The following is a 24,623-nucleotide window of genomic DNA, read 5'->3' on the forward strand; positions in this document are numbered from 1 at the left end:
GTAAGTTATGGCGACCCCGGAGATTCTGGCGATAACCTCACTCAGTTGCGGCTACCCGCGACTTTCCGTGCTGGAGAATGTGAATTTTTCCGTGCATGAAGGGGAGATGGTTTGTCTGTTAGGGGCAAGTGGTGATGGCAAAACTACACTGCTGAAATCGATAGCGGGTCTGCTGCCACATCAACAAGGTCGAATAGTGATCGCTGGTCAGAAAGTGGGGTCTCCAGAGCAAGGTGGCGAGACATCGCCAGCAGCGGTAGGGATGGTGTTTCAGGATGATGTGCTGTTTCCTCACCTGACGGTTATGGGGAACATCACTTTCGGTTTACACGGTAAGTCATCCGAAGAAGTGTGTACCCTGGCGATGGATGTGGTGGGATTGATGCAACTAGAGACCCTTACCCGTAGCTATCCTCACGAGCTTTCTCAAGAACAGTATCAGCGGGTGGCGATAGCCAGGGCGCTGGCGTGCCAGCCTAAATTGTTGCTGATGGATGAGCCTTTTTCTTCGGTTGATAGTCAAATTCGCTACCGTTTGATCAGCGAGCTACGCCAAATTCTGCGGCAGCGCCGGATTGCCACGTTGTTTGCGACATCTGACCGGGAGGATGCCTTTGCTTTTGCCGATCATCTGATTCTGATCCATGACGGCGGCATTGTGCAGCAAGGGTTTTCCGCCGATCTTTACTACCGACCGGTTAATCGCTATGTGGCTGGTTTTATGGGGAACGCCAATTATCTGTCGGTGAAGATCTGCGGCGACAGACAATGGCAGAGTTTTCTTGGCGAACATCAGGCAACCAGGGCATTAAAATTGCCGCATGGTGCGCAATATGACTGGTTGATTCGCCCACAAGAGATTGCGCTGGCGTTGGATGAAGATGGGCCGGGCGTGATTGAAGATCGGCTATTTATGGGGAACAGCAATTTTTACCGTGTTCGGGTCAGTGAGCTGGAACTTCAGGTACAAAGCGGCAACTGGTTTGAGCCGGGGCAACCTGTTCGGCTGAGTATTCGCACTGATCAACCGGTTCTGTTCCCACCTGAATCGACGGTAAATTCACAGGACTAGCGGGCGTCAGGCCCGCTTTGTTTATCCCTGTTCAACATTGGTGCAACGCCGTGCTGTTCTTCTCCTCACTCCCTGTTGCGGGGCTATGTGACACTATCTGATTACATTTGGCGCCGGCGGCTCAAGGCGCGGCTCTGGCGGGATTTCCCTCACACTGATGCTGACTTCATAGGTTTTACCATTGCCTTGCGGTATGTTGGCAACCAGTTTATTGGCAGCCGATATGGGATCGGTCGTCTGTAATGACGCCTGATAAAGCGCAGGTATTGGTGGTGGTGGTAATCTGGGAGGCGGCGGTGGGAACCCCGGTGGTGGTGGCATTATCTCCTGTCTGTCTGGTCCTCGCGGTTCCGGGTTTTCTGGATTGGCAGATGCCACAGACAAGGCCGAAAGCAGGGAAATACCGGCAATCAGCGCCACAGTACGGCAGGTTTTCGTTAGTGCTGTCATGTTACACCTCGTTTCGGTTGGCCGAAGCCTATCAGAAACCTTTTGTTGATACCGCGCAATCCGCTTTACCCGATTTTATGCTGCGATAACGAAATCCTCACGTTCTTGTGAATACGTTGATATTTCCGTCACAAGATAAAACGTTTGGTTTCAGCCTTTCAGCGCAAGAAAATCACTCGCCAGAATGTGCCAGGCGCTGGGATGCGCCTCAAAGCCGATTTTGGGGTAGTAATCCACCGCTTGGGGGGCGGCAATCAGAATCAGACGGCATTGCGGTTTCAGTTGCCGCATCGTGTGTTCGATAAGCTGCTGGCCTATGCCGTTATGCTGAAAAGCTTCATCCACCGCCAGATCGGACAGATAGCAGCAAAAGTGATAGTCCGTTACGCTGCGCGCCACACCCACCAGTTCATCGCCACGCCATGCCGTTACCAGTAAGTCCGCTTGCGTTAACATGCCGACGAGGGTGTCGCGTTGCTCCAGAGGCCGTCTTGGGCCGAGCGAGGTTCGGTTAAGCAGGTGGATAAACTGGTCAACGTTAATAGGGTCATTCACTTTATAGGTAACGACATTGTCAGCCGTTGAAGACGATAAGGATGTCATATTCTCTCCGCTATACGTGGGGGATTCCGGGCTTTCTGTTATACTGCGCGCCGTGATAAATGCGGCACAGCCTGACTGTGAGTCAGCATTGGAGTATGGCCACTGCGGCCAATACAGGATATCTTTTTTCTGTGAGTTGTCAGTATGATGAAACATACGGTGGAAGTCATGATCTCCGAGCTTGAGGTCAGGGCGCGGGTGACTGAACTTGGACGACAGATCAGCGAACATTATCGCAATAGCAGCTGCGACATGGTGCTGGTAGGGTTATTGCGAGGATCTTTTGTATTTATGGCCGATTTGTGTCGTGCCATTGACCATTCGCATGAAGTCGATTTCATGACCGCATCCAGCTACGGCAGTGGTATGAATTCAACCCGCGATGTGAAAATCCTTAAGGATCTGGATGAGGATATCCGCGGCAAAGATGTGTTGATTGTTGAAGATATTATCGATTCTGGTAATACGTTAAGCAAAGTGCGGGAAATTCTGCAACTGCGCGAGCCGAAATCGCTGGCTATTTGTACACTGCTGGATAAACCGTCACGCCGTGAAGTTCCGGTGCCGGTGGAATGGGTCGGTTTTTCTATCCCTGATGAGTTTGTCGTGGGGTATGGTATCGACTATGCCCAGCACTATCGTCACCTGCCGTTTATCGGCAAGGTCATCCCGCTATAACTCATAACATCACGCCCATGATGGCATGGGCGTGATTAATACTGCGGTGTTTAAAGCTAATTAGTGTCTTTAAAACAATCAGTATGCTTAAAATAATCAGTGTGTTTAAAACAGCGCTGAAACTGCACGGCGATAACGCTGCTCCAGCGTTTCGCGGCTGGTGGCGGTGACTTCCAGATCGCGCAAGCGCCCATCCTGAATCCCATAGACCCAGCCATGAATCGTCACTTTCTGACCGCGTTTCCAGGCTGACTGCATGATGGTAGAGTGGCCGAGGTTGTACACCTGTTCCACCACATTGATTTCACACAGTTTGTTAAATCGTTGTTCGGGCGGCAATTCCCCCAGCAATGAGCTGTGCTTATACCACAGGTCACGAATGTGGAGCAGCCAGTTGTTGATCAACCCCAGTTCCGGATTTTCGACCGCTGCCTGCACACCGCCGCATCCATAGTGGCCGCAAATGATAATGTGTTCTACTTCCAGCACTTCAACCGCATACTGCACGACGGACAGGCAGTTAAGATCGGTATGGATCACCAGATTGGCGACATTGCGGTGTACGAACAGTTCACCCGGTTCAAGACTGGTCAGGCTTTCGGCGGGAACGCGGCTGTCAGAGCAGCCAATCCACAGAAATCGAGGGCGCTGAGCTAATGCAAGTCGCTCAAAATAATCAGGGTCTTCTTTCACTATCGTTTCAGACCATTGCTGGTTATTGGCGATAAGCGTTTCTATGGTTTTCATGAAAGTAAATGACCTGTAACAACAAAAGGGCGGTGCAGGGTAATATAGAGCAATCACAGGGGTTTTGAAATCGAAAACTGGGTCCGACCAGGACTCGCTCAACTGATAATAAGGCACGCTTTCAGCTATGACATATGCACTGGAATTGGCGAATGTGACCAAGACTTACCCAGGGGGCGTTCGCGCCCTGCGCGGCATTGACCTGCGCGTCGAAGCGGGGGATTTTTATGCTCTGCTGGGACCTAACGGCGCGGGTAAATCCACCACTATCGGCATCATTAGTTCACTGGTTAACAAAACTGACGGCAGCGTTCAGGTGTTCGGTCACGATCTGGACCGGGATATCGTGAACGCCAAACGGCAACTGGGGTTAGTGCCGCAGGAGTTCAACTTCAATCCGTTTGAGACTGTGATGCAAATCGTAGTCAATCAGGCTGGTTACTACGGCGTTCCCCGGCAGGAAGCGGTACAACGCGCCGAAAAATACCTCAACCAGCTTGATTTGTGGGGTAAACGTAACGAACGCGCGCGTATGTTGTCCGGCGGCATGAAGCGTCGGCTGATGATTGCGCGTGCGTTGATGCATGAACCTAAACTGTTGATTCTTGATGAGCCGACTGCCGGGGTGGACATTGAATTGCGGCGTTCAATGTGGGGATTTCTCAAAGAGCTTAATGGGCAGGGCACGACGATTATTTTGACCACCCATTATCTGGAAGAAGCGGAGATGTTATGCCGCAATATCGGCATCATCCAGTCTGGGCAATTGGTGGAAAACACCTCAATGAAAGCGCTGTTGGCCAAGTTGCAATCAGAAACCTTTATTTTCGATCTGGCGGCGAAGAGCGCCTTGCCGCGGTTGGAAGGCTATCAGCACCGGTTGGTGGACACTTCCACGCTGGAAGTGGATGTCAGAAGAGAGCAGGGGTTGAACGGCATTTTCAGCCAGCTCAGCGCGCAGGGGATTCAGGTTCTCAGTATGCGTAATAAGGCCAATCGTCTGGAAGAACTGTTTGTTGCTCTGCTCAATAACAACGGAGATAAAGCATGATGGGGTTATATTGGGTGGCGTTGCAGAGTATCTGGATCAAAGAGGTCAACCGTTTCGCCCGGATCTGGATTCAGACATTGCTGCCGCCGGTGATCACCATGTCGTTGTATTTCGTTATCTTCGGCAACCTGATCGGCAACCGAATCGGCGAGATGAATGGCTTTAGCTACATGCAGTTTATCGTGCCGGGGTTAATCATGATGTCGGTGATTACCAACGCCTATGCGAATGTCGCGTCGTCATTTTTCAGCGCCAAATTCCAGCGCAATATCGAAGAACTGCTGGTAGCGCCGGTGCCGACGCACATTATTATCGCCGGCTATGTCGGTGGCGGAATGGCGCGCGGCATTTGCGTCGGCGTGCTGGTAACGGCGGTATCGTTATGCTTTGTGCCGTTGCAGGTTCATGCCTGGTGGATGGTGGTGGTGACCTTGTTGCTGACGGCGATGCTGTTTTCGCTGGCGGGGCTTATCAATGCGGTGTTTGCCAAAACCTTTGACGATATCAGCCTGATACCCACCTTCGTGCTGACGCCGCTGACTTATCTGGGTGGTGTGTTCTATTCGCTGTCGTTGTTATCGCCGTTCTGGCAGACGGTATCCAAACTTAACCCGATCGTTTATATGATCAGCGGTTTCCGCTTCGGGTTTCTGGGTATTCATGACGTGCCGTTGCTGCTGACGTTGGCTGTGCTGCTGACGTTCATCGTGGTGTTCTATGGGCTGAGCTGGTGGCTGATTGAGCGGGGACGCGGATTGCGCAGTTAATCTGTTTGTTATCGTTTGATGCGAAGCGAGACGGTGTTGTCGTCTCGCTTTTTTTATCGGCGCAATAATTCAGGCAATCTGCACCGGAATGGCTTTGGCGGTACGCTGCAGCTCATTATTGTCGCCAAAATAGGCGACTTTGGGATGATGCGTGCGGGCCTGCTCATCCGGCATTTCCACATACGAGCAGATAATTAGCTTGTCGCCGACGCAGGCGCAACGCGCGGCGGCGCCATTGACGGAAATAATGCGGGAGCCGCGTTCAGCGGCGATAGCGTAAGTGGAAAAACGGTGGCCGTTGTCCACGTTGTAGATGTCGATCGCTTCGTATTCAAGAATACCGGCGGCATCCATAAAATCCTGATCGATGGCGCAGGACCCTTCATAATGTAAATCTGCCTGGGTTACTTTTACCCGGTGCAGCTTACCTTGCAGCATGGTTCGAATCATCGGTCTGTCACTCTGGTTGGTTAAATCAGGTGGTTAAATCTACCTGCTGGTTATCAATCAGGCGCGCTTTGCCCAGCCAGGCCGCCATCAATACCACGGCATGGGTACTGTCGGTTGTCAGTGGCTGCAACGTTGCCGCGTCGCGGATAAACAGTTCATCGGGGGTGAATCCGGCGTGGCGTAGCGCTTCTGATGCTCTGGCGAGCATATCATCAATTTGCCGATCACCGCTGGACAATTGCTCCACCATGTCGTTCATGATGCGATGAAGTTGTGGTGCCTGTTGGCGTTCTTCGGCGGTGAGATAGCCGTTACGTGAACTGAGCGCCAGGCCGTCTTTGGCGCGCACGATAGGCACGCCGACGATGCTGATGTCGTAATCCAGGTCGGCTACCATCTGACGGATCAACGCCAGTTGCTGATAATCTTTTTCGCCGAAACAGGCGACATCCGGTTGTACCAGATTAAATAACTTGCTGACGACGGTAGCAACGCCACGAAAATGACCAGGGCGGCTGGCACCTTCCAGTATCTGCGATAGCCCCGGTACTTCCACAAACGTCTGCTGTTGTAGGCCATTAGGGTAGAGGGTGTCCGGCGCTGGCGCAAACACCAAATCAACCCCGCGGCGCGTCAGCTTTTCGCAGTCTTCCTGCAAGGTTCGTGGATAGCGGGCCAAATCGTCCGCCCGGTCAAACTGTAGCGGATTGACAAAAATACTGACCACGACGATATCAGCCCGTGAGCGGGCTTCGTCCACCAGCGTCAGGTGGCCGTCATGCAGATTGCCCATGGTAGGCACCAGCGCGATGCGTTTGCCATCCTGACGCCAGCGGCGGAGTTCACGGCGCAGCAGCACCGGCGTTTCAATAATCAACACTCGCTTGCTCCTGTGTTAAACAAAACTGTATTTCTCATCAGGAAAGGTTCCCTGTTCGACTTCCTGCACGTACAGACGAATAGCCGCACGGATATCCCCCGCCGCCATAAAGTTGCGGGCGAATTTCGGCGTATGCCCACCGGTCACGCCAAGCGCGTCGTGCATCACCAGAATCTGGCCATCGGTGACATTGCCTGCGCCGATGCCGATAACCGGGATGCTGAGTGCTTGCGTTACCCGTTGTGCCAGCGAAACCGGCACGCATTCCAACACCAGTAGCTGAGCGCCTGCCTGCTCCAGCGCCAGTGCGTCTTCCAGCAACAGGCTGGCGGCAGCTTCATCACGTCCCTGAACTTTATAGCCGCCAAAGATATTGACCGACTGCGGGGTCAGCCCCAGATGTCCACACACCGGGATGGCACGTTCAGTCAACATGCGCACCGTTGGCGCCAGCCAACTGCCGCCTTCGATTTTGACCATATTGGCACCGGCGCGCATGAGTTCAGCGGCTTGCTGGCAGGCGTGTTCCGTCGTGGCGGCCCCCATAAAGGGGAGGTCGGATAACAGCAGACAATGTGGCGCACCGCGTCGCACGCAGCGGGTGTGGTACACCATGTCATCAAGGGTAACGGGCAGAGTTGAGTCGTGGCCCTGTACGGTCATACCGAGAGAGTCACCCACCAGCATGACGCGAATTCCCTGTTCATAAAACAGTTGGGCGAAGCTGGCATCGTAAGCCGTCAATGTGGCGAACTTTTTCTGTTCCTGTTTCCACTGGCGCAGGTGGGAAATCGTCGTCGCTTTCATGGCAACCTTCCTGAGTCAACGCAAGGGTAGTTCAAGGGTGAATCATTCTAATGGATGGCATACATCAGGAACAGCAATCTATTTCTATTGGTAAAACAAGTGATTGGTATGAATTCTGCGGCAAGCGTGCATTGTGTCCGGTGGGATGGAGAAGGAAAACGGTTATTGCTCATCCCACAGCGTCAGGCCGTTGCGGGGCACCTGGTGTAACCGCGTCGCCAGTGCTTCGCCGTCGGGAAACACCAGATCAGGCGCCAGTTCCGCCAGCGGATAGAGCATAAACTCGCGGTTTTTCATGTCGTAGTGCGGCACCGTGAGCCGCTCGGTATGTAGCGTCAGGTCGCCAAACAGCAAAATATCCAGGTCGAGAGTACGTGGTCCCCAACGGTGTTCTTTGCGCACCCGCCCTTGTTCCTGCTCAATGCGTTGGGTGTGGTCCAGTAAAGACTCCGGTGACAACCCGGTCTGCAATTCGGCGACGGCGTTGAGATAATCAGGCTGATCCTGAGGGCCGAGCGGGCGGCTGCGATAAAACGGCGAACAGCGCACCAGCCGGGTATGCGCAATAGCGTCCAGCGCCGTGAGCGCTGCACGCACCTGTTGCAATGGCTCAGACAGGTTACTGCCCAGCGCCAGATAAACGCGGATCACCGGGCATTATCCCGATGGATTGGGCGCTTGCGCGGACGGCGTGAACGACGATGCGGCGTCGGGCCGTCATCCAGTGTGTTCAACATGGCTTGCTGGCGCGGCGGTGCGGCGACCTGAAACTCTCCCCACCACTGTGCCAGGCGTTGTAGTTCCTGGTGGTTTTCGGTCTCCGCACGCAGGCACAGCAGGTCATAAGCGGCACGGAATTTCGGGTGTTCCATCAGCTTAAAGGCGCGTTTGCCCTGACGACGCGACAGGCGCAACTGCAACTGCCAGATATCGCGCACAAGCGACGTGATCCGTTTGGGAATTGCCAGCGAGCGGCACTGCTCATCGAGAACGTCGTTCATAGCTAATGCAAACGCTTCGAAGTAGGCAAGCCCACTCTCCTGCGTCAGTTTCTGAGCGTGTTCTACCAGCGGATACCACAGCATGGCGGAGAACAAAAACGCCGGGTTAACGCGCATATCGTTCTGGATACGCTGATCGGTGTTTTTCAGCACCTGTACTATCATCCGCTCCATCGTGCTTTCGCGGTTAGCGGTGAAATAGCGGCTAATCAGCGGAAACAGGGGCTGGAACAACTGGTATTCACACAGCAGCTGGTAGGTGGGGTAACCGTGACCTGCCTGCAAGAGCTTCAGCGATTCTTCAAACAACCGCGCTGGCGGAATGTCATGCAGCAATGAGGCCAGACGAGGAATCGGCTCGGCGGTTTCCGGGCTGATGTGCATACCGAGTTTGGCGGCAAAACGCACGGCGCGCAGCATACGAACCGGATCTTCGCGGTAGCGGGTTTCCGGGTCGCCAATCAGGCGAATCAATCCCTGACGCAGATCATGCAGACCATTGGTATAGTCACGTACGGTAAAGTCGGCAATGCTGTAATAGAGGCTGTTGATGGTGAAGTCGCGCCGCTGCGCATCTTCTTCAATAGTGCCGAAAATGTTATCGCGCAGCAGCATACCGTTGTGGCCTTGCTGGGCGGCATTTTTGGTTTCCTGTTCCTGATGCTGCTCGTGGTGACCACGGAATGTGGCGACTTCAATCACCTCAGGGCCGAACATGACATGCGCCAGACGAAAACGGCGGCCCACCAGTCGGCAATTGCGGAATAACTTGCGAACCTGCTCCGGCGTGGCGTTGGTGGTAATATCGAAGTCTTTGGGCTTTTTGCCCAACAGTAGGTCGCGGACGCCGCCGCCTACCAGATAAGCCTCATAGCCCGCTTTGCTCAGGCGATACAGTACTTTCAGCGCATTCTCACTCATGTCGCTGCGTGAAATGGCATGTTGGTCACGGGGAATGACCGTCATCGCTTGCGGCGGATTGTCCGCCCTGGCTGGCTCATTCTCACGATTCAGTACCTTGCGGCAAAAATTAGCTACCCGGGTAAAGATAATACACCTCGATAATCATTGAAAAATTAGCGGTACAACAAAAAATAGCGGCTAATCATAGCTCACCCTCAGCCCTTTGAGAATGCTGATGTTATTTCCGGCGATATAAGGGCGGATTCGACAGGAACTGTAGTCAGCGACCAGTGCGAGATGGCCCACGCGAGCAAGGCGTCCCGGTCAAGATCGCGCCAGTGCGTTGGCAGCGGCTGGCGCAGAAACGCCAGTGCCTGTGCCAATACGATTCGCGGATCGCCGTCAGGCAGCGCCGGTGCGTGATTCTGCTTGGAGAGCTTATTGCCGTCGGTATTAAGCGCCAGCGGCAGATGCACATAATCTGGTGCCGGATAATCCAACTGTTGGTACAACGATAGCTGCCGCACCGTCGGTTCAATCAAGTCTGCGCCACGTACGATTTCAGTCACGCCCTGATCGTGGTCATCCACCACCACCGCCAGATTATAGGCAAACAAGCCGTCACGACGATGAATGATAAAATCTTCTTTCGCCAGCATCGGGTCGGCATCAATCTGCCCACGCAAGCGATCGTGAAAGTGCATCACAGGACTGGTCTGGCGCAGGCGTAGTGCTGCGTTGTTCGGTGGCAGGCTGCGAGCGCGGCAATAGCCGTCATAGTGACCGCCAATTTGCTGGATGCGCTGTCGGGTACAGGTACAGTAATAGCATTTGTCCTGATGTTGCAGGTCCGCCAGCACCGCACGGTAACGATCATGGCGGCGAGATTGATACACCACATCGCCGTCCCACAGCAGACCGTACTGTTCCAGTTGTCGGAGAATACGGGAAGCGGCACCGGGTACTTCGCGCGGCGGATCGATGTCCTCAATACGCACCAGCCAGCGCCCGTGACAGGAGCGGGCTTGCAGGTAGCTGCCCAGCGCGGCTATCAGGGAGCCAAAATGGAGATCGCCAGAAGGAGAGGGCGCGAAACGTCCGACATAAGGGCGTGATTCAGGCATACGACAATATCGTGCCGGTTAGGATAAATGATGACGGGTCATAATCGGTAAAGATCCGGCGGCAGGGCTGTAGGCTCTCCCGCCGGAGGATATTATCCAGCCATCTGCTTTTCGCGGATTTCGGCCAGTGTTTTGCAGTCAATACACAGATCGGCGGTGGGGCGCGCTTCCAGACGGCGGATGCCGATTTCCACACCACAGGACTCACAATAGCCAAAGTCCTCGTCTTCGATTTTCTGCAGTGTTTTAGCAATCTTCTTGATCAGCTTACGTTCACGATCACGGTTGCGCAGTTCAAGGCTGAATTCTTCTTCCTGAGCGGCACGGTCTACTGGATCGGGAAAGTTAGCCGCTTCATCCTGCATGTGCGATACGGTTCTATCGACTTCATCCCTGAGTTGATTGCGCCATGCTTCAAGAATACGCCTGAAGTGAGCCAGCTGAGCGTCGTTCATGTATTCTTCGCCCGGCTTCTCCTGGTACGGCTCCACTCCGGCAATTGCGAGAATGCTCAGAGAGGATGTCTTACGATTTTGCCCTTCTTGCATGTTGCTTCTCCTACATAACACGACACGCAGTATCGCCCCCCTAGGGGGAAAAACAGGCCGCTATAAATAACAGATGGAGGTGTGGTTGGCAATGATTCCCGACACTGGCCTGACAAAGTGTGAGAAACGACATAATCTCATCAGATAATACATAACGCGTGGCAGAATTAGTCCGCTGTCGTCACGTTATTGAACGGTAACCGCGTCCCCAACGTCATACTATCTGGGCATATATGGGCACCGTAACACAGAATTTCAACCCCTTGCTGCCGGGAGAGTTGTAATAATTCGGCGTAATGTCGGTCAATGTGTTGCGCTGCGGCAATCTGGCTGATGCCGGAATGCAACGCGGCAAAACACAATACGGCGCTACAGCCCTGTTCTGCCATCTGTTGCAGTTCCCGCAAATGCTTCTGCCCTCTGAGGGTCACTGCATCGGGAAAGTAACCACATCCATGTTGCAGCAATGTGACTGATTTGACTTCAATATAGCAGTCAGCTCGCCCCTCTGCCTGTAATAACACATCTATCCTGCTGTTTTCCGAACCATAACGCACTTCGGTGCGGATAGTGGTGTAACCTGTGAAATCGGCAAGTCGGCCTGCTTGCAGTGCCTCAAGCACCAGTTGATTCGCGCGCAAGGTGTTTACCCCGATCCAGTGCCCTGGTGCGGTTTGCGTCAGTTCCCAGGTATGCGGATACTTGCGTTTCGGGTTATCCGATGTGGAGTACCAGACGGTATCGCCGGGCGCGCCGCAGCCAGTCATGGCGCCGGTGTTGGGGCAGTGCAGGGTCAGGAATTCTCCGTCAGGGGTGACGACATCCGCCAGAAATCGTTTGTAACGTTTGAGCAGTGTGGCGGGGCGCAGGCGTGGGGAAAATTGCATGGATGATGTCTCTCAGGAAGTCAGCAACGGCCAGTGGGCGACAGGCTGATAATGGGTTCGACCCGCTTCGGTTCGTGATTCATAAAGAAAGAATTGCTCGGCGCGCATCGTCCAACCGAAGGTGGCGGCTGGCAGCGGCAGCGGACGTGTGGCGCCGCGCAGCAGCGTGATGTGTGGGTGAAAGGGCTGGGGAGGCTGGTAGCAGCCGTTGCGCGCTGCCTGTGAACGCAGCATGTCTGCCAGTTGCAGCAGCCCGCGCGGCGCCTGACGGCAACCGAGCCATACCACGCCGGGGCGCGGCCAGTGACCGGCATCGTTCAGATTAAGGGTAAACGCCGGCTGGCGGATACGACCGGCCAGCGCCGTTAACACCTGCATTTTTGCGTCGCTGACCTCGCCGAGGAAGGCTAGCGTCAGATGCAGGTTTGCCGCCGCCACCGGACGCCCGGCTTCCGGGGAGAATTGCGTCGCACGCCAGTGTACGATCTGCTGGCTGACAGCGTCTGGTAACGACAGGCCAAAAAACAGGCGGCGGGTTGAGGTCATGGCAATCTCTCTGTTCTGTGGGGTTCCGATGCTACAATGCTCACCCAATAATGCCCACTAAATTAAAGTTAAGGCTGTGTTCCGCTTCCTAATCGCCAGTGGATGCATGGTTGGCGTTATTTCTATTTATTATTGTTGAGAGTGATTGGTTACGGCTGATCATGGTTGCGTCAGTGAGTTCAGCTGTATGATTACGGAGCTTTATGTGAATCAACCCCCCGTCAGCGCTGTACTGGATGAGGTCATCCAGGCGTTGCATACCGCGCCGCAGGTGCTGCTACATGCCCCAACCGGGGCGGGAAAATCCACCTGGTTGCCGCTGCAGCTGTTGCAGCAGGGCGCATTTTCTGGCCGCATCATCATGCTGGAACCGCGTCGGCTGGCGGCTAAAAGCGTTGCTTTCCGGCTGGCGCAGTGGCTGGGGGAAACGCCGGGACAGACTGTCGGTTACCGTATGCGTTCGGAAAATCGGGTCAGTAGTCAGACACGGCTGGAAGTGGTGACGGAAGGCATTCTGACCCGTATGTTGCAGCATGATCCGGCGCTGGATGACGTCTCGCTGGTGATTCTGGATGAATTCCATGAACGCAGTTTGCAGGCTGATCTGGCGTTGGCGCTGCTGCTGGATGTCCAGCAGGGGCTGCGTGATGACCTTAAGCTGTTGATCATGTCCGCCACGCTGGACAACTCCCGTCTCTCTTCCTTATTGCCGCAATCGCTTAGCGTATCGTCGCAAGGTCGTTCCTGGCCAGTAGAGCGACATTATCAGCCGGTCGGCTCGCAGGAGCGTCTTGAAGAGGCGGCTGCCCGACTCGTGTACCGTTTGTTGCAGGACGAAACCGGTTCGTTGCTGATATTTTTGCCGGGCGTGGCGGAAATCAAACGGTTACAGGCACTGCTGGAAAGCGCGGTGTCGGCTGAGGTGGACGTCTGTCCGCTGTATGGCGCGCTGACGCTGGCGGAACAACAGAAAGCGATTCTTCCGGCTGCCGCCGGGCGACGCAAAGTGGTGCTGGCGACCAACATCGCCGAAACCAGTCTGACCATCGAAGGTATTCGGGTGGTGGTGGACTGTGGGCTGGAGCGGGCGGCGCTGTTTGATGTTAAAACCGGGCTGACCCGCCTGACGACGCAGCGCATCAGTCAGGCCTCCATGGTGCAGCGTGCCGGACGTGCCGGGCGACTGGAACCGGGCGTGTGCTGGCATCTGTTCGCCCGCGAGCAGGCTGAGCGCGCTGCGGCGCAAAGCGAGCCGGAAATCCTGCACAGCGATCTGTCAGGCTTGTGGCTGGATCTGCTGCAATGGGGTTGTCATGACGTCGCACAGCTTTGTTGGCTGGACAGGCCGCCCCAACCGGCATTGCTGGCGGCAGGCCGTTTGCTGATGCAGTTGGGCGTGTGCGATGCACAGCAGCGGCTGACGACGGACGGGCGTCACATGGCGGCGTTGGGCAGTGATCCGCGGCTGGCGGCGATGCTGCGTACCGCCGGGCACGACCCGGATGCGCTGGCGACGGCGGCGTTGCTGGCGGCGATCATCGAAGAGCCGCCGCGCGCAGGGTCGTTGAATCTGTCCGATGCGCTGCATCGCCCTGCCGGTCACTGGCAGCGTCGGGCGCAACAACTGACGCGCCGTGCCGGCAGGGCATCAGGTCAGGTGGATACCGGCAAGGTGAATGAAGCGCTTGCTGCATGGTTGTTGTCGGCAGGGTTTGCTGATCGCATCGCCCGGCGGCGTGGTCAGGATGGGCGCTATCAACTGGCGAACGGTACCGGAGCCAGCTTGCCGCCGGAAGAGGCGCTGGCGGCATCGGAATGGCTACTGGCGCCGGTTCTGATGCAAAGCCCACATAGCCCTGATGCCCGTATGTTGCTGGCACTGCCGGTGGATATCGACCAACTGGCGCGGCAGCGCCCGGAACTGGTGACTGAACAGAATCTGATGCACTGGGACGAAGAAAAAGGTACCCTGCGCGCCAGTCTGCGAACGCAAATCGGCAGCCTGACGCTATCGTCCCGGCCGCTGGCTAAACCCTCGGATGAGGCGTTGCAGCAGGCGCTGCTCAACTGGCTGCGGGAGCAGGGGCTGTCGGTGTTGAATTGGGATGAACCGGCGCAACAGTTGCGTCAGCGCTTACTGTGCGCCCGGCAGTGGCTGCCGGAGGTGACGTGGCCTGAGGTGGATGACGCTTCTCTGCTGGCATCGCTGGAGTTGTGGTTACAGCCGTCGCTGAGCTGGGTGCGGGATCGTCGTACGCTCAATCAGGTCAATTTGAGTGAGGCACTGTGGCGCTTGCTCGACTGGCCGCTGCGTCAGCGGCTGGATAGCGCGCTACCCAGCCATTATACCGCACCCGGCGGTAGCCGCTTGCCGATCCGTTATGAGTCCGATAAACCACCCGTGTTGGCGGTGCGGTTGCAGGAAATGTTCGGTGAGCAGGCCAGCCCGCTGCTGGCTGAAGGTCGGGTGGCGCTGGTGCTTGAATTATTGTCTCCGGCGATGCGACCATTGCAGATCACGCGCGATCTGGCGGCGTTCTGGAACGGCGCGTACCGGGAGGTGCAGAAAGAAATGAAAGGGCGCTATCCCAAACATGTCTGGCCGGATGATCCGGCGAATACGGCGCCAACCCGGCGTACCAGAAAATACCAGAACACCTAATTTCAGATGTTTCCCCCTTCCTTGTGCAGCGTGGGAGACACAGAGTAGACGGCCTCGGCGGGTAACCGATGGCCGTCAGTAACCTGATGGAGATGTCACTGTAATGTCTCAGGATGACCGCGAACCTATCGGGCGCAAACGTAGTGCGTCACGACCCACTCCCCCTCGCAGGCAAGCGACGCGACGCCGCAGGGATGATGACTACGACGACGATTACGAAGACGAGTACGAAGACGACTATGACGAGGATGATGAGGAAGACGTCATGAGCAAGCGGCCACGTAAAAAACGCCGCTTGCTGGGGTGGTTTATCCGATTATTCCTGATTTTTGTGGTGGTGATGTCGATTTACGGCGTTTACCTTGACGGAGAGATCCGTAGTCGTATTGACGGTAAAGTGTGGCAGCTACCGGCGGCGGTATATGGCCGCATGGTCAGCCTTGAACCGGGCATGGCCTACAGCAAGAAAGATATGGCTAATCTGCTGGAAGGGATGCAATACCGCGAAGTCAGCCGCATTACCCGACCGGGTGAGTTTACGGTGCAGTCCAACAACATTGAAATTCTGCGCCGTCCGTTTGATTTCCCGGACGGCAAGGAAGGCCAGATTCACGCCAAAATGATCTTCAGTAACGACCGGTTGTCGCAGATCCAGAACATGGACAATCAGCGTAACTTTGGGTTCTTCCGGCTCGATCCGAAATTGATCACCATGTTGCAGTCGCCCAACGGCGAACAGCGACTGTTTGTGCCGCGCTCCGGTTTCCCCGACCTGTTGGTGCAAACGCTGGTTGCCACCGAAGACCGCCATTTCTACGAGCATGACGGCATCAGTTTCTATTCTATTGGCCGCGCGTTGATCGCCAACCTGACCGCAGGTCGGGCAGTTCAGGGCGGCAGTACGCTGACCCAGCAGTTGGTGAAAAACCTGTTCCTGACCAACGAACGCTCGTTGTGGCGTAAGGCCAACGAAGCCTATATGGCGTTGATCATGGATTACCGCTACAGCAAGGATCGTATTCTGGAGCTGTATCTGAACGAGGTGTATCTCGGTCAGAGCGGCAATGATCAGATTCGCGGTTTCCCTCTGGCCAGCCTTTACTATTTCGGGCGACCAGTCAACGAGCTGAGTCTCGATCAACAGGCGATGCTGGTGGGGATGGTGAAAGGCGCGTCGCTCTATAACCCGTGGCGTAACCCGCAGGTGACGCTGGAGCGCCGTAATCTGGTGTTGAAGCTGCTGCAGAACCAGCAGGTCATCGACGAAGATCTTTATAACATGCTGAGCGCCCGCCCGTTGGGTGTTCAGCCGAAAGGTGGGGTGATAAGCCCTCAGCCGGCGTTTATGCAGATGGTGCGTCAGGAGTTGCAACAGCGGCTGGGCGACAAAGCTAACGATCTCTCCGGGGTGAAAATCTTCACCACGCTGGACCCGGTGTCTCAGGATGCGGCGGAAAAAGCGGTGGAAGACGGCATTCCGGCGCTGCGTGCGGCGCGTGGCGTCAAGGATCTGGAATCGGCGATGGTGATTGTCGATCGTTTCAGCGGCGAGGTTCGGGCGATGGTAGGCGGTTCTGATGCCCAGTTCGCCGGTTTTAACCGTGCTATGCAGGCGCGTCGTTCAGTCGGTTCGCTGGCGAAACCGCCGACATATTTGACGGCGCTCAGTATGCCGGATCGCTACCGCCTTAACACCATCCTGCCGGATGAGCCGATTTCGCTTAAACAGCCGAACGGTACGATTTGGGAGCCGAAAAACTATGATCGCGAGTTCCGTGGCCGGGTGATGTTGGTGGATGCGCTGGCGAATTCGCTCAACGTGCCGACGGTCAACCTTGGGATGGCGGTCGGGTTGGATCAGGTCAGTGATACGTTGCAGAAACTGGGTATCCCGCAGAATCAGATTCAGCCAGTGCCGGCGATGTTGCTCGGCGCGATTAGCCTGACGCCGATGGAAGTGGCGCAGGAATACCAGACTATCGCCAGCGGCGGTAGCCGCGCACCGCTTTCCGCACTGCGTTCGGTGATTGCTGAAGACGGAAAGGTACTGTATCAGAGCTTCCCGCAGGCTGAACGGGCGGTGCCGTCACAGGCCGCCTACCTGACGCTATATGGTATGCAACAGGTGGTGGAGCGCGGTACTTCGCGCTCGCTAATGGTGAAATTCGGTAACTACCATCTGGCGGGGAAAACCGGGACGACCAATGACCTGCGCGACAGCTGGTTTGCCGGTGTTGATGGCAGAGAAGTGGTGATTACCTGGGTTGGTCGTGACAATAATGGTCCGGCGAAGCTGACCGGCGCTAACGGCGCACTGACCATCTATCGTCGCTATCTGGAAAATCAGACGCCGTTGCCGCTGATGCTGACGCCGCCGGAAGGCATTACCACCATGTCGGTGGATGGCAGCGGCAACTTTATCTGTAACGGTAGCGCAGGCCGGGCATTGCCGGTGTGGACTGATAATCCGCAGGCGTTGTGTCAGGCCAGCCAGCAAGTGGTGCAGCAGCCAGCCGCATTGTCGGGCGGTCAGAGTCAGCCGCAGCCAAATCAGCAACAAGATGGTGGCAGCGTTCCTGATTGGATCAAACAGATGTTCGGGCAGTAACGACCCGCAGCAGATATGTTAATAACACGCCCGGCTTGCCGGGCGTGGTTTTTTCTGTTGTTTGCTTACAGTGCGGCGAAGCAACGACGCGCGGCGTCAACGGTGTGTTCGATATCCTGCTGACTATGAGCAAGCGACATAAAGCCGGCCTCGAATGCTGACGGTGCCAGATAGACGCCTTCTTCCAGCATCAGGTGGAAGAAGCGTTTGAACCGTTCCACATCACACTTCACCACATCCTGATAGCAGGTCACCTGCGGGGCATCGGTAAAGAAAATCCCGAACATGGCGCCGACATGATTCACTACCAGCGGGATCTGTTGCGTTTTCGCCGCCGCCAGCAAACCTTCTGCCAGTTGCGTGGTCAGGTTGGTCAGTGTCTGATGAACGCCGGGTTTAGCCACTTCACTCAGGCAGGCGAAACCGGCCGCCATGGCAATCGGGTTACCGGAGAGCGTACCGGCCTGATATACCGGGCCGGTCGGCGCCAGCGCTTCCATCACGTCGCGGCGGCCACCAAATGCGCCCACCGGCATCCCGCCGCCAATAATTTTGCCAAGACAGGTGAGATCAGGACGCACACCGTAATGCGCCTGTGCGCCACCCAACGCCACGCGAAAACCAGTCATCACTTCGTCGATGATCAACAGCGCGCCGAATTCGTCACACAGTGCTCTCAGCCCCGGCAGGAACTCTGGCAACGGCGGAATGCAGTTCATGTTGCCCGCTACTGGCTCGACGATAATCGCGGCGATATCCTGCGGATACTGTTCAAATGCCGCACGCACCGAGTCCAGATCGTTGTAGGTGCAGGTCAGGGTATGACGAGCAAAATCGGCTGGTACACCGGGGGAGTTGGGTTGCCCCAGCGTCAACGCACCGGAACCCGCTTTTACCAGCAGGCAGTCGGCATGGCCGTGGTAGCAGCCTTCAAATTTGATGATTTTGTCGCGGCCAGTGAAACCACGCGCCAGGCGGATAGCGCTCATGGTGGCTTCGGTGCCGGAGTTCACCATGCGCACCATCTCCATGCCCGGCACCAGCGAGGTGACCCGTTGCGCCATCTTCACTTCCATTTCGGTGGGCGCGCCAAAGCTCAGGCCGCGCTCTGCGGCCTCAATCACCGCCTGACGAATGGCTGGGTGGTTGTGGCCCAGAATCATCGGTCCCCAGGAGCCGACGTAATCGATATAAGATTTGCCGTCTGCGTCGTAGAGTCTGGCGCCTTCTGCCCGTTCGATAAATAGCGGCACGCCACCGACGCCGTTAAACGCACGCACCGGCGAGTTGACTCCACCGGGAATCAGTTGACGGGCGGCGGCGTACAGACTTTCAGATTTATTCATTGCGGCTTCCTGATTGGATTTGCATAGCGAGTGGCGTCCATTCTAATCATCTGTTCCGCATTGTGAAATCGCCGGAAACACTTTAGCTCGCCACTGGCAGGATTCCTGCTGGGCAAGTGAGTTGATACATGACTAGAATGGTGGTCTTGTCTGTCCTGCTAATCCTGATATTGCCATCATGTCTTCTTCCTTTTCTCTGCCTGCTGCGGTACGCCGTGCCGCTATCCGCCAGCTGGTCCGCCGTGACAAAACACCCGTATACATATTAGTGATGGCCGCGCTGACCGGCACGTTGGTTGGTTTGATCGGTGTGGGGTTCAATCAGGCGGTCAATGCGGTGCAGCATTGGCGGTTGTCTTCGCTGTCGTCTTTGTCTGGTAGCGGCTGGGTATGGCCGTTGAGCATAATGATATCCGCTCTGCTGGCGGCGGCTGGGTACGGGCTGGTGCGGCGCTTTGCGCCAGAAGCGGGCGGTTCCGGCATTCCTGAAATCGAAGGTGCATTAGAGGATTTACGCCCGGTGCGCTGGTGGCGGGTGTTGCCGGTGAAGTTCGTTGGCGGTATTGGAACGCTGGGGGCGGGCATGGTGCTGGGGCGGGAAGGGCCAACGGTACAACTGGGCGGAAATATCGGCGCTATGGTGGCGGCGTTGCTCCCGGCGCGCAAATCGGACGTGCGGCATTCATTGCTGGCGACGGGTGCCGCTGCCGGGTTGTCGGCGGCGTTTAACGCGCCGCTGGCCGGGATTTTGTTCATCATTGAAGAGATGCGCCCACAGTTTCGCTACAACCTGATTTCCATCAAAGCGGTGTTTATCGGCGTGATTATGTCCAGCATCGTCTACCGGGTGCTGGAAGGCGAAAGTGCGGTGATTGATATTGGCCAATTGCCGTCTGCGCCGGTGGGAACACTGTGGTTGTATTTGTTGCTCGGCATCCTGTTTGGTGCTGTGGGGGTAATCTTCAATGCGTTGGTGCTGGGTGCGCAGGCGCGCTTTTTACGTTTTCACGCTCAGTCGATGCCGCGCTTTTTGCTGACCGGGTTGGTGGCCGGCGGTGTGTCCGGCCTGATGACGCTGGCGTTCAGCGATGTGACGGGCGGCGGGTTTTCGCTTGTCCCGATAGCGGCGGCGGAACACTATAGCGTGGGAATGCTGCTGGTCATTTTTCTGGCGCGGGTCGGGATGACGTTGCTCTGCTTTAGTTCCGGCGCGCCGGGGGGCATTTTTGCGCCGATGCTGTCGCTGGGCACCTTGCTGGGTGCGGCGTTTGGCATGGTATGTGCGCATTTGTTCCCTGAATGGGGTCTTGGGGCCGGGACGTTTGCCGTAGCGGGGATGGGCGCACTGTTCGCCTCGTCGGTTCGCGCTCCGCTGACCGGCATCGTGCTGGTGCTGGAGATGACCGATAACTATCAACTAATTTTGCCGATGATCATTACCTGTCTCGGTGCTACGCTGGTAGCGCAGTTCCTTGGCGGCAAGCCGCTTTACTCCTGTATTCTGGCGCGTACGCTGGAGCGTCAGGCACAGCAAGAAGCGTCAAGCGTTGCGTCGGGCGTCGGCATCAAATCTTGAACGTTGCCGGGGGCTGGAGGATAATAAAAAAATAATGAAGGCGGTTAAATACTGTCTGGTATTGGATTGGGAGTAAAAAAAATGAGCGATGATGTAGCATTGCCCCTGCAATTTACGGATGCGGCAGCTAACAAGGTGAAACTCCTGATTGCCGATGAAGAGAATCCGGAACTGAAACTTCGGGTTTACATTACTGGCGGCGGTTGCAGCGGCTTCCAGTACGGGTTTACCTTTGACGATAAGATTAACGATGGTGATATGACCATTGAAAAGCAGGGAGTATCCCTGGTGGTCGATCCGATGAGTCTGCAATACCTGATCGGCGGTTCGGTGGATTATACCGAAGGGCTGGAAGGTTCCCGCTTTGTGGTGACCAACCCGAATGCGAAAACCACCTGTGGTTGCGGTTCCTCGTTCAGTATCTGATGATACGTCTTATATAAAAGATACGCTGTATACAAGAAAAACCCGTGGCCTGATTGGCCACGGGTTTTTTTATCCGTTCCCGATGGCGTGTTCGCGCCGCCACGCGTCAAGTTGCTGGCACAGCTGTTCTGCGGCGAGCATCAGTCGTGGGCCGGTGCGGCTAAACCAGTCTTCGTTGACCGCTATCACCTCTGGGGTCAGTTGCGGCTGCCAGAAGGTCTTGATGTGTTCCACCGCGTTGGGTTGTCCGCTGATGACGATGACCTGTGGTTGACGTCGAATAACCTGCTCGCGGCTGACCTGCGGCCAGGGCGCCGGGCTGTCGGCAAAGATATTACTGCCGCCGCACAGGCTGATTACCTGGCTTTGTAGCGTAGCCTGCGATGAGGTAAACAGCGGTTGGCTGCCGAACTGCAGGAATACCCGTACCGGCGCACTATGGCTGTACTGCTGCGTCAGCACCTGTTGTTGCTGGCGGAATTGCTGTGCCGCTGCTCGCGCCTGTTCCGGATGCGGGCTGTACTGCGCCAGCGTTTCCAACTGGCGCGGAATATCGTCGAGCGTAGCGGGGTCGAGGTACAGAATGTGGATGCCGAATGACGCCAACTGCTCCAGTGGTCGCTGTGCGTTGCCTTCGCGCCATGCCAGCACCAGATCCGGCTTCAAGGCCAGAATACGTTCCAGATTGATGCCCTGCCAGTTGGCGACCTGTTCGATGTGTTCCGCCTCTGGCGGATAATTGGACCAGGCGCTGACGCCGACCAACTGTTGACCCAGCCCGGCGGCAAAGGCCATTTCGGTAGCGTGCGGTGCCAGACTGACGACGCGCTGTGCGATCGGCTCTGCCCGACAGGGTGTGAGCCATAACAGTGCCAGTAGCCATAGAATACGAAAATAAAAGGATTGCAAGGGGGCGCCTCGATGGCAAAAAACCGGGGCTGATCACCCCGGTCAGGTCCGATTTAGCGATGTTTCGCCAGTGATTGCAGCATCGTTTCCACCATACGGGTGGACTGTTTGGCGGCAGTAACCAGAAACTCGTCGAAACTGAGGTGAGACTCTTGATCCGCCACGTCGGAAATAGCACGCACCACCACAAACGGCACACCAAACTGATGGCAAACGTGACCGATGGCGGTCGCTTCCATTTCTACGGCGATAGCCTGTGGGAAGGTCTGACGGATACGCGCCAGCGGCGCTTTACCGTTGATAAAGGCATCACCGCTCACCACCAGTCCGCGAACCGCGTTTAACTGCAACTGGCTGATGGCATCTTGTGCCAGTGCGATCAGTTTTTCATCGGCAGTAAAGGCAGCCGGGCAGCCGGCCATCTGGCCTGGCTCGTAACCAAACGCGGTGACATCGGCATCGTGGTAACGCACTTCGTCGGACACCACGATATCGCCTACCTTGAGTGATGGCGCGAGACCGCCGGCAGAACCCGTGTTGATAACTACATCTGGCTGGCAGTGCTCCAGCAGCAGCGTGGTGCCCAACGCCGCTGATACTTTGCCGATGCCGGATTTCAGCAGTGCGATTTCCACGCCGTGCAATTGGCCGCTGTAAATTTCGCAGCCTGCGCGCTGTATGGTCTGGCGGTTTTGGATCTGCTCTCTTAACAGCGTCACTTCTTGTTCCATTGCGCCAATAATGCCAACTTTCATAGGATTCCCCACCGATTTGTCAAAAGTCACAAAAGTTTAGTCTATCATGGCTTAAGACGTGCAGCGATTGTCCCCCCGTCGGGGACGTGCTATGACATTGGTCATGTCGTGTGCCATCCGCGCAACAGCCCGTCGGCCACTCGTTATTCGCCTGCAGCCCCTCTGAACAGGGCATTACATGGAGAACAGTATGTCTGCTATCGATTTTTCAACCAAACTCAGTTTCCAGCGACGTTTTGGCAGGAAGAAAGATAAAAAGGATGAATACGGCATCGTGCAGGAGTTTGAGAGTGATCGGGGGCGGATCATCAATTCCGCCGCTATTCGCCGACTGCAACAAAAAACCCAGGTTTTTCCGCTGGAACGTAACGCCGCCGTGCGTTCCCGCCTGACGCACTCTATGGAGGTGCAGCAGGTTGGGCGCTATATCGCCAAAGAGATTTTCCGACAACTGCGTAAAAATGGGCAACTGGATGCACTGGGGTTGGAACTGCTGGAAACGCCGTTTGAGAGTCTGGTGGAAATGGCCTGTCTGATGCATGACATCGGCAATCCGCCGTTCGGGCATTTCGGCGAAGCGGCGATCAATAACTGGTTCAGTCAGCGCTTGTCGCCGGGAGAAAGAGCGCGAGATTCACAGCCTGACCCCTGTCAGGTGCCGTGCCTGAGACTCAACGAGAAAGACAGTGCCGAACTGAACGCGTTGCGTGACCGTATCCGTCATGATCTCTGTCACTTTGAAGGCAATGCCCAGGCAATTCGGCTGGTGCATTCGTTGTTAAAACTCAATCTGACCTATGCGCAGATCGGCTGCATACTGAAGTACACCAAACCCGCCTATTGGGCGCAGCCAACGCCGCCTGATTACAGCTATCTGATGAAAAAGGCCGGTTTTTACCTGTCGGAAGAGCCGTTTGTTAAGCAATTGCGCAGTGAACTGAACATGGCGGAGTTTCACCGCCATCCGCTGACTTACATCATGGAGGCGGCAGATGATATTTCTTACTGCATTGCCGACCTGGAGGATGCGGTAGAAAAGAAAATCATCACTTATCAGCAGCTGTATGAACGACTGGAGGAGGCCTGGGGAGAACGAGCGGAAAAAGATGTGTTTAACCGCACTGTCGATCTGGCCTATGAAGAGCGAAAGCATTTGCCGGGGCGCAGCGAAAGCGATCAGTTTTTCATGAAACTACGGGTGAACACCGTCAACACCATGGTGTGGTACGTGACGAAGCGTTTTATCGATAATCTACCGGCGATTTATGACGGCAGTTTCAACCACTCGCTGCTGGAGGAAGATAAGGACGACTACGGGCGATTATTAAAGATCTTTAAAGATGTCGCCAGAAAGTTCGTGTTTAATCATCATGAGGTCGAGCAACTGGAGCTACAGGGGGATCGTATCATTAGCGGTCTGCTGGAGATTTATAGCCCGCTGCTGAACATGCCTTACCGCGATTTCTGCCAGTTGGTGGCTGACGATACCCACAAGCGTTATCCGATAGAAACCCGGTTGTACCACAAACTCTCCAGTAAGCATTGCCATGCTTACCGCGAGGCGACGCGCGCCCTGGCCGCGTTATCCGACACAGAACAAGAGATGTGGGAGTATTACTATCGTGCCCGGCTGATTCTCGATTACATCAGCGGCATGACCGATTTATACGCCTATGATGAATACCGGCGGCTGATGGCGGTGGATTGAATGCGCGCAATAAAAGGAGATGTTTTGTAAAGGTGGTCAATATTTCCTTACCCTTCACCATATTGCACAAAACGAGCGCTGCCGCGCATAGTGATTTCATTCCGCCTGACCGCTGAAAG

The 24,623-nt window shown here is 55.7% G+C and carries 24 protein-coding genes; 10 read left to right on the forward strand and 14 right to left on the reverse strand.

What is annotated here, in order from left to right; genetic code table 11:
• Positions 1-7: 7 nt before the first annotated feature.
• The gene (locus tag Dpoa569_RS04225) at positions 8-1,072 is read left to right on the forward strand and encodes an ABC transporter ATP-binding protein (RefSeq protein ID WP_042872245.1); all 1,065 of its coding nucleotides are present in this window, start codon (positions 8-10) and stop codon (positions 1,070-1,072) included.
• Positions 1,073-1,314: 242 nt separating this feature from the next.
• The gene (locus Dpoa569_RS04230) at positions 1,315-1,611 is read left to right on the forward strand and encodes a hypothetical protein (RefSeq protein WP_042872243.1); all 297 of its coding nucleotides are present in this window, start codon (positions 1,315-1,317) and stop codon (positions 1,609-1,611) included.
• Positions 1,612-1,672: 61 nt separating this feature from the next.
• On the opposite strand, the gene Dpoa569_RS04235 is transcribed toward Dpoa569_RS04230, so the two are convergent.
• The gene (locus Dpoa569_RS04235; RefSeq protein WP_042872240.1) at positions 1,673-2,125 is read right to left on the reverse strand and encodes a GNAT family N-acetyltransferase; all 453 of its coding nucleotides are present in this window, start codon (positions 2,123-2,125) and stop codon (positions 1,673-1,675) included.
• Positions 2,126-2,269: 144 nt separating this feature from the next.
• On the opposite strand from Dpoa569_RS04235, the gene hpt reads away from it, so the two are divergent.
• Complete coding sequence (gene hpt, locus Dpoa569_RS04240; protein WP_173023993.1) at positions 2,270-2,803, forward strand: hypoxanthine phosphoribosyltransferase; 534 nt, start codon at positions 2,270-2,272, stop codon at positions 2,801-2,803.
• Positions 2,804-2,908: 105 nt separating this feature from the next.
• Here the strand turns inward: hpt and can are convergent, their stop codons facing one another.
• A complete protein-coding gene (gene can, locus Dpoa569_RS04245; RefSeq protein WP_042872238.1) occupies positions 2,909-3,550 on the reverse strand; it encodes a carbonate dehydratase in 642 nt (213 codons plus the stop codon).
• A gap of 127 nt (positions 3,551-3,677) precedes the next feature.
• Between can and Dpoa569_RS04250 the strand changes: the two genes are divergently transcribed.
• Both Dpoa569_RS04250 and Dpoa569_RS04255 read left to right on the forward strand, forming a co-directional pair.
• Positions 3,678-4,601: an ABC transporter ATP-binding protein gene (locus Dpoa569_RS04250; RefSeq protein WP_042872236.1), complete on the forward strand. Its 924-nt coding sequence runs from the start codon at positions 3,678-3,680 to the stop codon at positions 4,599-4,601.
• On the forward strand, positions 4,598-5,368 hold the full coding sequence (locus tag Dpoa569_RS04255; RefSeq protein ID WP_042872235.1) for an ABC transporter permease: 771 nt from the start codon (positions 4,598-4,600) through the stop codon (positions 5,366-5,368). The genes Dpoa569_RS04250 and Dpoa569_RS04255 overlap by 4 nt, the downstream gene beginning before the upstream one ends.
• 69 nt (positions 5,369-5,437) lie before the next feature.
• On the opposite strand, the gene panD is transcribed toward Dpoa569_RS04255, so the two are convergent.
• The 9 genes from panD to thpR form a co-directional block, all read right to left on the reverse strand.
• Positions 5,438-5,818 carry an aspartate 1-decarboxylase gene (gene panD / locus Dpoa569_RS04260; RefSeq protein WP_042872233.1) on the reverse strand — a complete coding sequence of 127 codons (381 nt, stop codon included), beginning with the start codon at positions 5,816-5,818 and terminating at the stop codon, positions 5,438-5,440.
• A gap of 25 nt (positions 5,819-5,843) precedes the next feature.
• A complete protein-coding gene (gene panC / locus Dpoa569_RS04265) occupies positions 5,844-6,698 on the reverse strand; it encodes a pantoate--beta-alanine ligase (RefSeq protein ID WP_042872230.1) in 855 nt (284 codons plus the stop codon).
• 15 nt (positions 6,699-6,713) lie between these two features.
• A complete protein-coding gene (gene panB / locus Dpoa569_RS04270) occupies positions 6,714-7,505 on the reverse strand; it encodes a 3-methyl-2-oxobutanoate hydroxymethyltransferase (protein WP_042872227.1) in 792 nt (263 codons plus the stop codon).
• 162 nt (positions 7,506-7,667) lie between these two features.
• The gene (folK, locus tag Dpoa569_RS04275) at positions 7,668-8,156 is read right to left on the reverse strand and encodes a 2-amino-4-hydroxy-6-hydroxymethyldihydropteridine diphosphokinase (RefSeq protein ID WP_042872225.1); all 489 of its coding nucleotides are present in this window, start codon (positions 8,154-8,156) and stop codon (positions 7,668-7,670) included.
• Positions 8,153-9,556, reverse strand: a complete 1,404-nt coding sequence (pcnB, locus tag Dpoa569_RS04280) for a polynucleotide adenylyltransferase PcnB (protein WP_071604337.1) — start codon at positions 9,554-9,556, stop codon at positions 8,153-8,155. The genes folK and pcnB overlap by 4 nt, the downstream gene beginning before the upstream one ends.
• A 68-nt stretch (positions 9,557-9,624) precedes the next feature.
• Entirely contained in the window at positions 9,625-10,533 is a 909-nt protein-coding gene (gluQRS, locus tag Dpoa569_RS04285) for a tRNA glutamyl-Q(34) synthetase GluQRS (protein WP_146411081.1), read from the reverse strand.
• A 92-nt stretch (positions 10,534-10,625) separates the two neighbouring features.
• Positions 10,626-11,081, reverse strand: coding sequence for an RNA polymerase-binding protein DksA (gene dksA, locus Dpoa569_RS04290; protein ID WP_012768782.1), 456 nt, complete (start codon positions 11,079-11,081; stop codon positions 10,626-10,628).
• A gap of 167 nt (positions 11,082-11,248) precedes the next feature.
• Positions 11,249-11,968: a DNA/RNA nuclease SfsA gene (gene sfsA / locus Dpoa569_RS04295; RefSeq protein WP_042872221.1), complete on the reverse strand. Its 720-nt coding sequence runs from the start codon at positions 11,966-11,968 to the stop codon at positions 11,249-11,251.
• 12 nt (positions 11,969-11,980) lie between these two features.
• On the reverse strand, positions 11,981-12,514 hold the full coding sequence (thpR, locus tag Dpoa569_RS04300; protein ID WP_042872219.1) for an RNA 2',3'-cyclic phosphodiesterase: 534 nt from the start codon (positions 12,512-12,514) through the stop codon (positions 11,981-11,983).
• A 187-nt stretch (positions 12,515-12,701) separates the two neighbouring features.
• Here thpR and hrpB point away from each other — a divergent pair, with 187 nt between their 5' ends.
• Together hrpB and mrcB are read left to right on the forward strand one after the other, a co-directional pair.
• Positions 12,702-15,176: an ATP-dependent helicase HrpB gene (gene hrpB / locus Dpoa569_RS04305; RefSeq protein WP_227983127.1), complete on the forward strand. Its 2,475-nt coding sequence runs from the start codon at positions 12,702-12,704 to the stop codon at positions 15,174-15,176.
• 103 nt (positions 15,177-15,279) lie between these two features.
• Positions 15,280-17,784, forward strand: a complete 2,505-nt coding sequence (gene mrcB / locus Dpoa569_RS04310; RefSeq protein WP_042872215.1) for a bifunctional glycosyl transferase/transpeptidase — start codon at positions 15,280-15,282, stop codon at positions 17,782-17,784.
• Positions 17,785-17,849: 65 nt separating this feature from the next.
• Here the strand turns inward: mrcB and hemL are convergent, their stop codons facing one another.
• Positions 17,850-19,130, reverse strand: coding sequence for a glutamate-1-semialdehyde 2,1-aminomutase (gene hemL / locus Dpoa569_RS04315; RefSeq protein WP_042872212.1), 1,281 nt, complete (start codon positions 19,128-19,130; stop codon positions 17,850-17,852).
• A gap of 178 nt (positions 19,131-19,308) precedes the next feature.
• Between hemL and clcA the strand changes: the two genes are divergently transcribed.
• Both clcA and erpA read left to right on the forward strand, forming a co-directional pair.
• On the forward strand, positions 19,309-20,706 hold the full coding sequence (gene clcA, locus Dpoa569_RS04320; protein WP_042872209.1) for a H(+)/Cl(-) exchange transporter ClcA: 1,398 nt from the start codon (positions 19,309-19,311) through the stop codon (positions 20,704-20,706).
• A gap of 81 nt (positions 20,707-20,787) precedes the next feature.
• A complete protein-coding gene (gene erpA / locus Dpoa569_RS04325) occupies positions 20,788-21,132 on the forward strand; it encodes an iron-sulfur cluster insertion protein ErpA (RefSeq protein ID WP_042872207.1) in 345 nt (114 codons plus the stop codon).
• Positions 21,133-21,201: 69 nt separating this feature from the next.
• On the opposite strand, the gene btuF is transcribed toward erpA, so the two are convergent.
• Positions 21,202-22,041 (reverse strand): vitamin B12 ABC transporter substrate-binding protein BtuF, encoded by an 840-nt coding sequence (gene btuF, locus Dpoa569_RS04330; protein WP_146411087.1) that lies wholly within the window; start codon positions 22,039-22,041, stop codon positions 21,202-21,204.
• Positions 22,042-22,094: 53 nt separating this feature from the next.
• Positions 22,095-22,796 carry a 5'-methylthioadenosine/S-adenosylhomocysteine nucleosidase gene (gene mtnN, locus Dpoa569_RS04335; RefSeq protein WP_042872205.1) on the reverse strand — a complete coding sequence of 234 codons (702 nt, stop codon included), beginning with the start codon at positions 22,794-22,796 and terminating at the stop codon, positions 22,095-22,097.
• 190 nt (positions 22,797-22,986) lie between these two features.
• Between mtnN and dgt the strand changes: the two genes are divergently transcribed.
• A complete protein-coding gene (gene dgt, locus Dpoa569_RS04340) occupies positions 22,987-24,504 on the forward strand; it encodes a dGTPase (protein WP_042872203.1) in 1,518 nt (505 codons plus the stop codon).
• Positions 24,505-24,623: the final 119 nt, after the last annotated feature.

This window comes from Dickeya poaceiphila (assembly GCF_007858975.2).
Classification (GTDB): Bacteria; Pseudomonadota; Gammaproteobacteria; order Enterobacterales; family Enterobacteriaceae; genus Dickeya; species Dickeya poaceiphila.

Coding starts and splice junctions, on each gene's coding strand:
- Dpoa569_RS04225 (WP_042872245.1), top strand. CDS start 8: ATGGCGACCCCGGAGATTCTGGCGATAACCTCACTCAGTTGCGGCTAC.
- Dpoa569_RS04230 (WP_042872243.1), top strand. CDS start 1,315: ATGACGCCTGATAAAGCGCAGGTATTGGTGGTGGTGGTAATCTGGGAG.
- Dpoa569_RS04235 (WP_042872240.1), bottom strand. CDS start 2,125: ATGACATCCTTATCGTCTTCAACGGCTGACAATGTCGTTACCTATAAA.
- hpt (WP_173023993.1), top strand. CDS start 2,270: ATGATGAAACATACGGTGGAAGTCATGATCTCCGAGCTTGAGGTCAGG.
- can (WP_042872238.1), bottom strand. CDS start 3,550: ATGAAAACCATAGAAACGCTTATCGCCAATAACCAGCAATGGTCTGAA.
- Dpoa569_RS04250 (WP_042872236.1), top strand. CDS start 3,678: ATGACATATGCACTGGAATTGGCGAATGTGACCAAGACTTACCCAGGG.
- Dpoa569_RS04255 (WP_042872235.1), top strand. CDS start 4,598: ATGATGGGGTTATATTGGGTGGCGTTGCAGAGTATCTGGATCAAAGAG.
- panD (WP_042872233.1), bottom strand. CDS start 5,818: ATGATTCGAACCATGCTGCAAGGTAAGCTGCACCGGGTAAAAGTAACC.
- panB (WP_042872227.1), bottom strand. CDS start 7,505: ATGAAAGCGACGACGATTTCCCACCTGCGCCAGTGGAAACAGGAACAG.
- gluQRS (WP_146411081.1), bottom strand. CDS start 10,533: ATGCCTGAATCACGCCCTTATGTCGGACGTTTCGCGCCCTCTCCTTCT.
- dksA (WP_012768782.1), bottom strand. CDS start 11,081: ATGCAAGAAGGGCAAAATCGTAAGACATCCTCTCTGAGCATTCTCGCA.
- sfsA (WP_042872221.1), bottom strand. CDS start 11,968: ATGCAATTTTCCCCACGCCTGCGCCCCGCCACACTGCTCAAACGTTAC.
- thpR (WP_042872219.1), bottom strand. CDS start 12,514: ATGACCTCAACCCGCCGCCTGTTTTTTGGCCTGTCGTTACCAGACGCT.
- hrpB (WP_227983127.1), top strand. CDS start 12,702: ATGATTACGGAGCTTTATGTGAATCAACCCCCCGTCAGCGCTGTACTG.
- mrcB (WP_042872215.1), top strand. CDS start 15,280: ATGTCTCAGGATGACCGCGAACCTATCGGGCGCAAACGTAGTGCGTCA.
- hemL (WP_042872212.1), bottom strand. CDS start 19,130: ATGAATAAATCTGAAAGTCTGTACGCCGCCGCCCGTCAACTGATTCCC.
- clcA (WP_042872209.1), top strand. CDS start 19,309: ATGTCTTCTTCCTTTTCTCTGCCTGCTGCGGTACGCCGTGCCGCTATC.
- erpA (WP_042872207.1), top strand. CDS start 20,788: ATGAGCGATGATGTAGCATTGCCCCTGCAATTTACGGATGCGGCAGCT.
- mtnN (WP_042872205.1), bottom strand. CDS start 22,796: ATGAAAGTTGGCATTATTGGCGCAATGGAACAAGAAGTGACGCTGTTA.
- dgt (WP_042872203.1), top strand. CDS start 22,987: ATGTCTGCTATCGATTTTTCAACCAAACTCAGTTTCCAGCGACGTTTT.